Annotated in this window: 4 protein-coding genes and 1 pseudogene; 3 read left to right on the top strand and 2 right to left on the bottom strand. The window is 66.9% G+C overall.

The window, feature by feature from the left end:
- Positions 1-166: 166 nt before the first annotated feature.
- Positions 167-1,159 (bottom strand): terpene synthase family protein, encoded by a 993-nt coding sequence (locus tag AC07AB_RS39980; RefSeq protein WP_478577599.1) that lies wholly within the window; start codon positions 1,157-1,159, stop codon positions 167-169.
- A gap of 233 nt (positions 1,160-1,392) precedes the next feature.
- Between AC07AB_RS39980 and AC07AB_RS39985 the strand changes: the two genes are divergently transcribed.
- The gene (locus AC07AB_RS39985; protein WP_478577601.1) at positions 1,393-2,526 is read left to right on the top strand and encodes an IS630 family transposase; all 1,134 of its coding nucleotides are present in this window, start codon (positions 1,393-1,395) and stop codon (positions 2,524-2,526) included.
- A gap of 27 nt (positions 2,527-2,553) precedes the next feature.
- Positions 2,554-2,877 (top strand): hypothetical protein, encoded by a 324-nt coding sequence (locus AC07AB_RS39990; protein WP_478577604.1) that lies wholly within the window; start codon positions 2,554-2,556, stop codon positions 2,875-2,877.
- A 283-nt stretch (positions 2,878-3,160) separates the two neighbouring features.
- Here the strand turns inward: AC07AB_RS39990 and AC07AB_RS39995 are convergent.
- Positions 3,161-3,310 (bottom strand): annotated as a pseudogene (locus tag AC07AB_RS39995) (hypothetical protein); the annotation flags it as partial.
- Between the two features lie 561 nt (positions 3,311-3,871).
- Here AC07AB_RS39995 and AC07AB_RS40000 point away from each other — a divergent pair.
- Positions 3,872-4,834 (top strand): hypothetical protein, encoded by a 963-nt coding sequence (locus tag AC07AB_RS40000; protein ID WP_478577607.1) that lies wholly within the window; start codon positions 3,872-3,874, stop codon positions 4,832-4,834.
- Positions 4,835-5,250: the final 416 nt, after the last annotated feature.

Consider the following 5,250-nt stretch of genomic DNA (forward strand, 5'->3'; position numbering starts at 1 on the left):
GAGGCCCTGCCTTCATGCCCGCGACCAGCGGCGATCACCCGATCGAGACTCCCGTTCGACGCACACCCCTCAAGATCGGAACGACAACAGCTACTCAGGCAACGTTTGCCCTGTCGACGATGGCGCGTAGGCGCTGGTCGTCGGCGTGGCGGTTTCATCAGATGGGCTATCGGAGGGCGATCCTCAGGCTCAGCCTGTCGCCTTCCTTAGTCATGTGCTCGGTCTGGTAGCGGGGGGCGTTGTGGGTCCAGTCACCGAGGCCGGTCATCATGTGGTGGACACAGTCCAGCCACCAGTCGATGTCCAGCTCGGACCGTTCCTCACGAAGTCGCCGTTCCACCAGGGCGAAGCGGTCGATGAGGTGGTCGTGCCATTCGAGGATCCACCGGACACTGTCCGCCTCGGACAGGCTGTGTTCTCGGGCGACGACGTAGACAAGGTTGGGGAATCCGTGGGCCCGGTCCTTGGTCAGGCAGTACAGGTCATTGTCGATCAGGCAGGCGGTGCTGATGATTCGGTAGATCTCCATTACATCCGGATCTGCAAATACTTCGCCCGGAAGCTCCCGGCCCTGGGTGTACTCGATCATGTCGGTGGCGGTGTACATGCCCAGAGTGTGCAGCCGCACCGTTAGATACGCGTTCAGGCTTGGCTCCAGGCCCTCACTGCGGAAGAGTTCGGCCTCGTCGGCAACGGAGTGCTGCCATGCCTCATAGCGGGCTCCGAAGCGTCGGCGCCATGTGGGACTCATGGTCTCCGCAATCTCGGAGCCAAGTTCCACCCAGTGCCGCATGGGACCGCTCGCAGGTACTGGCCCCTGCCAGAAGCCGGTGAGAGCCCGGGAGATCAGCCTCGGGTCGTGCCCCTTGGTGCCGAGTCCCTCGATGCTGTCCTCGTAGAGGAACCACATTCCGAGGAACTTCGCGTAGAAGGCAAGCCGCTGGGTGGAGTCCGCGGTGGGGTTGCTGCGTTCCACCGCCTGGCCCAGATGGCAGCTCTCGGCGTTACAACGATTTTCAGGACGGTCGAGCAATCCGCACCGGGCGAGCCAGCCGATCGCGACTTCGTCGAGGTGCTCGGCGAGCCCTTGGCGTGGAGGGATGGCCCACTGCTGGGGATAACGGATCTCGACCGGCAGGGCAGACAGGGTCGTGGGCACGGACAGCCACCTCCGAGCAAGTGTTGGTCGCGGCCTTGCAAGCGACTGGACAGCTCCAATTCAGCAGCAGATTCCGCCGTGGCGGAACCTCCACCTGGCAGTGGAGGCGTGAACGCGTTGAACGGTTGCGCGCTTGTGAATGGCGGGCCTCGGTTTTCCTGTCCGCGGGAAGGGGCTGGTGGCGCGCCGTCCCGGTGCTGTGTCGGGCTGTGCGTGGTTGTCACCCTGTCCGGGTGGCAGAACGACTACGCGTAGGCGAGATCGACGATGACGAGGGCAGGCGGCTGCTGCGGATCATCCACAGGGGTACTGGGTCGGTGGTGACCTGGCGACGGGCCCAGATGGTGCTGCTGTCCGCGCAGGGCATGCCGGTGGCGAGGATCGCGGAGGTGTCGTTCACCAGCGACGACCGGGTTAGGGACGTGATCCACAACTTCAACACAGACGGCTTCGACGCGCTGTATCCGAAGTACAAGGGCGGCCGGCCCAGGACGTTCACGCTGCCCGAGCGGCGTGAGATCAAGAAGATCGCGAAGTCCAAGCCGACCGAGCACGACCTGCCGTTCTCGACCTGGAGCCTGTCCAAGCTGGCGGAGTTCCTGGTTGCCGAGGGGGTGGTCGACGACATCAGCCACGAGGGCCCGCGCATCCTGCTCCGCGAGGAAGGCGTCTCGTTTCAACGGCTGAAGACGTGGAAGGCCTCCCGTGATCCGGACTACGGGGCGAAGAAGGCCCGGGTCGAGCACCTGTACGCGATCGCCGACGGTGAGGTGACACCCGAGGCCGATGAGCCCGAAGTCGTCTTCTGCATAGACGAGTTCGGACCGCTCAATCTGATGCCGCACCCAGGTCGGCAGTGGGCCGAGCGCGGCGGCAGACACAAGGACCCCGACCGTGCCCCCCGCCGCCGAAGGCGGGCCACCTACAACCGCTACGGAGGGGTCCGGCACCTGTTCGCCGCCCTGGACCTGGCCAAGGACAAGCTCTACGGCCACATCAAACCGATCAAGAAGCGGACCCAGTTCCTGGAGTTCTGCCGCTACCTGCGCTCGCTCTATCCACCGACGGTGCGGATCGCGATCGTGGCCGACAACTTCTCCCCGCACCTGACCACGAAGCGGTGCCAGCGAGTCGGCAGCTGGGCGGCCGCGAACAATGTCGAGATCGCCTACACCCCGACGAACTCCTCCTGGCTCAACCGGATCGAGGCCCAGTTCACCGCCCTGCGCTACTTCACCCTCGACGGCACCGACCACGCCGACCACAAAGAACAGGGCAGCATGATCCGCCGCTACGTTATCTGGCGAAACCGCCACGCCGACGACCAGCGCCTACGCGCCATCGTCGACAGGGCAAACGTTGCCTGACGCGGCACTAGCCGCCGCACGTGGACCGTGCTCGCTCTCACCGCCGCCGCCGTCAGCACCGCGGCTCCCGCTTCTGCCAGCGGGGTCGGTGATTTCCTCTCACTTGCGTTCGGAACCGACTGCGCCAACCGGTACGGGTCCCACGCAGCCGGTGCGACGACCGCAGACACCGGTACGGCCAACGGCAACGTGCTTGGCCTGCCTCTGGGAAGTGCGCTCAACCAGCGCGGCGGCGCCGACCTCCCGCTGTACCGCCAAGCACTCGGAGCGCTAAAGCTTGCCACCGCAGAGCAGAACATCTACTACAGCGATGTCCTCCAGGACGTGATCTACCGTCCGTCCACCGGCTGACCTCCGTTGTCTTCAGCGCGCAGAGGCGAGTTCAGCGGTCAATCGTATTGGAGGCGGTGACGCCGTACCCGTACAGGCTGAAGCCTCTGCTGGCCGCCCCGAACCCGACGTCGCGCAGTCCCAGGGGCTTTCGCCAGGACGCCACCGCTGCCAACGCACTTACGCCACGGTGCGATTGCCTGCCCGGGAGTGGTCAGGCGGGGGTGGATCCGGTCCCAGGCCATGGACTGGCGCACCCGAGGGGGTTTCATTCAGCCGCCTGTCACAGGGCCGGGGTGCCGGGCCTTCCCGGCCCGATGGCGATAGTCTCAGCCTCCTCGGGCTTTTCCTTGGCGGTATCGGGAATAAGGAGACCTGACTCTGTCGCTTGCTGTCCGTTCTGCAGCGGAAGGTCTGCCCCGCCGCAATGGTTCAGCGGACTGGTGACAGGCAGCGCAGCCAGAAGTCCTCCCGCCGTGCCGCTTCCGTGTGCCGTATCCCCACCGCTTCGCCCCGCGGTTCCGAGATTCGCACAGCTGTTGTCATGTGACGGGGACGCGATGACGATGATCCCGCCGGCCCAGGCGGGGGCGGCTGCTGCCAGCCCGGCCCCGACTCCTGCCGCTGTAATTCCGAGCACCGCTGCCGTGCTGCGCATGGTCATGCCCGGTCAACGAGGAGCGGGCCGAGCGGTCACCGCACGCACCGAAACTGCCCGGCAGCCCAGAGGCGTACCGGCGGGCGCACCCGGTCCGTTCGCCCGATCCCTGCCCCGCGCGGGTTCCCTGACCTCACCTGCTCGCGTCAGTTGAACACCCTGGTCGCGGCGGGACCCGTGCCTGAGCCCCGGCCGCCGGTCGCGGACAGCATCCCGCCTCGCAGTGTTGCTCGGTACTGGCCGACCGCATGAGCCCCCGTCACCCGTACGGGTGGTGTTGCCCCTGCTATTGGGTGTGGCGACTTGCGCGAGGGCATTCCTCCATCCACAGGACGAGCCCCGAAGGGGGAATGGCATATGAAGGCTGCGAACACGACCTCATCAAGCCCGGGCAGGTATCCGCTTGCCAGACGGCTGGGCCGGGCCGCGGTGGTCATGGCTGTAACGGCCGGTGGTCTGACCGGTGCCGTCGGCGTCGCGCCGGCGGCCTACGCTGCCGGATCCCAGACCTTCACCACCAACGGCACCTTCACGGTGCCGGCCGGGGTCACCACGCTCACCGTGCAGGTCTGGGGCGCCGGAGCCGGTGCCGGAGGCGGCGGCGCATCAGGAGGTGTCGTCGGCCAGCCGAACCCTCCACGCGGTGGAGGAGGAGCCGGGGGAACCAACGGGACCTACATCCAGTGCCGACTGGACGGGGTCAGCGGATCCCAGCGCTACGCCGTCCGTGTCGGTCACGGCGGCGTGGGCGGAGAGGGGGGCGACTTCAACACGTTGGACGGGTCAGGCACCGCCGGCGATCCCGGAGGTCCCAGCAGCCTGCGACACATCGGCATCGCCACCGCCGCCGTAGCGGCAACCGGCGGTCCAGCCGGCGGCCTGCCCGGTGGCCGTCTCTTTTTCGGCGCAGAAAATCCCGCCACCGCGGGCGCCACCACGTGCCTCGGAATCGGCACAGTCACCGCCACCGTCCTGAACATGGTGGACACCAGCTTCAATCTGGAAGGAAGATCCGGCTACGCGGGTGGAAATGGTGGTCAAGGCGGCACCAGTTTCGGCGGCTTCGGAGGCGGAGGAGGAGGTGGTGGCGGCGGCGACGGCAGCGCCGGGCCCAACAATGGCGGTCAGGGCCCTGACGGCGGCGGCGCCGGCGGAGCCGGCGGCACCTTCAACAGGAACGGCAGTCCCGGTACCACCGGTAACGGTGCCGGCGGCACTGGCGGACCGGGTGGCCCTGGCGGCGCGAACATGGCTTTCATCGGCTCAGGCGGCGGCGGAGGCGGCGGCGGAGCAGGCGGCCGAGTCGTGCTCACCTGGTGACAGCGCCGCCAAAGACGCACCAAGAGCACAGCGGCGAGGCACCACCGACCGCCCAGCGGATTCAGCATCGGTGACGACATCCGGAGTCCGGCCCGGTGGAGGCACATGGATACCGCGGCCGGGACCAGCGCGATGACGGCGATGAGAGCGATCAGGGCTGCCTTGTGGGCAGCCCGGGGCGGATCAGGTCCGGTGCTGGTGGCGGGAGCACGGGCGCGAATACCCATCCGGAAGAGTGCCTGTTGTCAATCCTCAGGAAATGATCAGGCGAAGTTCCAGTGACTCCTACTGGCGGTAGTCGCTTTGGTGGCGTGAAACGTAAGCTTGACTCTGTCGGGGATCTTGGAGTTTCCCGGTGCGGCAGCATGATCAACGGGCATGCTCGGGTAGTTCCGCCGATCGATGCAGCTGACGAG

It is taken from the genome of Streptomyces sp. NPDC044033, from assembly GCF_056434425.1.

Bases quoted from the DNA above. Each gene is read 5' to 3' on its own strand.
- AC07AB_RS40000 (WP_478577607.1), top strand. From the start codon at position 3,872: ATGAAGGCTGCGAACACGACCTCATCAAGCCCGGGCAGGTATCCGCTT.